This window comes from Sphingomonas sp. (genome assembly GCF_031380695.1).
Taxonomy (GTDB): Bacteria; Pseudomonadota; Alphaproteobacteria; order Sphingomonadales; family Sphingomonadaceae; genus Sphingomicrobium.
The window spans coordinates 1-2,336 of record NZ_JANMWY010000320.1 but is presented as its reverse complement, the minus strand read 5'-3'; the positions used below and the strand labels follow the sequence as shown (position 1 = coordinate 2,336).

Here is a 2,336-nt window from a genome sequence, read left to right as displayed (position 1 = left end):
CCTCGGCGGCCGCCTCGGGCTGGGCGGTGTGGACCGCCGTGACATCGTGCAACCCGATCGGCGAGAGGCCGAGGAAGGTCATTGCCAGCGCCTTAGTGTTGGCGGTGAACTGCCCGACACACGCCCCCGCGCCGGGGCAGGCGGCCTGCTCGATTGCCTTCAGCCCGGCGTCGTCGATAGTCCCCGCGCTATGCGCGCCAACGGCTTCGAACACGTCCTGGATGGTCAGCTTCTTGTCGCCGAGCCGACCCGGCATGATCGATCCGCCATAAAGGATGACGCTGGGCAGATCCATCCGAGCGGCGGCCATCGCGGCGGCGGGAATCGTCTTGTCGCAGCCGACCAGGAACACGATCCCGTCGAGCGAATGGCCGCGCACCGCCAACTCGGCGGAGTCGGCGATGACTTCGCGGCTGATCAGCGAGGCGCGCATGCCCTTGGTGCCCATGGCGATGCCGTCGGTAACGACGATGGTATTGAAGTCGACCGGGGTGCCGCCCGCTTCGCTGATCCCGCGCCGGACGTGCTCGGCCAGTTCGCGCAAATGCATGTTGCACGGCGTCACTGTCGACCAGCTGTTAACGATCGCGATCATCGGCTTGGCGAGGTCTTCGGCGTCGTATCCGGCGGCGTGGAGCATCGCCCGGGCGGGCGCCCGCGCCGGTCCTTCGACCATTTCACGCGACGGCCAATTATCGGAAACCATGGGAAATTCCTGCGCTTGGGATACCGTCGCCGGCGCACCGGAACGGATGTTACGGTCACTCAATAGCCTTGAAAATTGACGCCACAAGGGCGTTTTGCACTTGCTTCATCGAGCCACTCGTGCCTAAGAGAGGTCAACACGGGATCCCAAATCGGGTGCCCGCGAGGCGAGATTCGCGACGTGACGATGATGACGGAGACCAGCAGCGAGACGAAGACGGGGGCTTTGCCCACGCTCGTCGGCGCGACTCCGCTCCTCCTTACGCTCGTACTTATTACCTCCATTGATGGGGCGGCGATCGGCTGAATAAGGTCCAACGGACCGGACACAGACCAACCCCCGCTCCCCGCCGGAGTGGGGGTTTTCTTTTGTGCAACGAATGACCGGAAAGATTAGGAGAAATTAGGGTGGAACGGATTTACACGGAAGCCGACGTCAATCGCGCGGCGCTCAAGGGCCAGACGATCGCGATCATCGGCTATGGCAGCCAGGGGCGCAGCCATGCGCGCAACCTGCGCGACAGCGGCTTCACCGTGATCGTCGGTGCCCGCGCCGGTGGCGGCGCCGAGCGCAAGGCCAAGGCCGACGGCTTCCGCACTATCTCGCCCGCCGAGGCAGCGAAGGAAGCACAGCTGATCGCTTTGCTGGCACCCGATATGGCCCACCGCGCCTCCTACGCCGACGACATCGCCCCGAACCTGTCGGCCGGCGACACATTGCTCGTCGCCCACGGCTTTTCGGTCCTCTATGGCCAGATCGAGCCGCGCGACGACATCGACGTCATCCTGGTCGCCCCCAAGGGCCCGGGCGACCTGGTCCGCCGCGAATATGAGATCGGCCGCGGTGTCCCCGCGCTGTTCGCCGTCCATCAGGACAAGACCGGCGCCGCGCGCGACAAGGCGATGGCCTATACCTCGGGCATCGGCGGCACCACCGCCGGGGCGATCGAGACGACCTTCCGCGAAGAGACCGAAACCGACCTGTTCGGCGAGCAGGCGGTGCTGTGCGGCGGCGCGAGCGAGTTGGTCAACGCCGGGTTCGAGACGCTGGTCGCGGCCGGCTACAAGCCCGAGGTCGCCTATTTCGAATGCCTCCATGAGCTCAAGCTGATCGTCGACCTGCTCTACGAAGGCGGCCTGGCCGGGATGCACAAGTTCATCTCCGAAACCGCCAAATATGGCGATTTCGTCTCTGGACCGCGCGTCATCAACGACGAGACCAAGGCGCGGATGAAGGAAGTGCTGACCGACATCCAGAACGGCAAGTTCGCCAAGGACTGGATCGCCGAGAATGCGGCGGGCAAGCCCAACTATGACGCGATGCTGAAGGCCGATCTCGACCTGCCGCTCGAGAAGACCGGCGCTGCCCTGCGCCGCAACATGAAGTGGCTGCAGTCGCAGCCCGAAACAAAGGCCGCGTGACCATGGCGAGCGTCTCCTCCCTGCCCGTTTCCGACACCGCTGCGAAAGCGGTGACCGGCGCGCGTCTCGTGGTGGAGGCGCTCGAGCGCGAAGGCGTGACGACCGTGTTCGGCTATCCCGGCGGTGCGATCATGCCGCTCTACGATGCCCTGCCCGGATCGAAGCTGCGCCACATATTGGTTCGTCACGAGCAGGCAGCGGCGCTGTCC

3 protein-coding genes are annotated in these 2,336 nt (G+C 65.2%); 2 read left to right on the top strand and 1 reads right to left on the bottom strand.

Features of this window, described 5'->3' with window-relative positions:
* Positions 1–706, bottom strand: a 706-nt coding sequence (locus RMN84_RS11545; protein WP_309612314.1) for a dihydroxy-acid dehydratase, incomplete at its 3' end; no start/stop codon positions are given.
* A gap of 407 nt (positions 707–1,113) precedes the next feature.
* Here RMN84_RS11545 and ilvC point away from each other — a divergent pair.
* Both ilvC and RMN84_RS11535 read left to right on the top strand, forming a co-directional pair.
* Positions 1,114–2,127 carry a ketol-acid reductoisomerase gene (gene ilvC, locus RMN84_RS11540; RefSeq protein ID WP_309612313.1) on the top strand — a complete coding sequence of 338 codons (1,014 nt, stop codon included), beginning with the start codon at positions 1,114–1,116 and terminating at the stop codon, positions 2,125–2,127.
* A 2-nt stretch (positions 2,128–2,129) separates the two neighbouring features.
* Positions 2,130–2,336, top strand: a 207-nt coding sequence (locus RMN84_RS11535; RefSeq protein WP_309612315.1) for a thiamine pyrophosphate-binding protein, incomplete at its 3' end; no start/stop codon positions are given.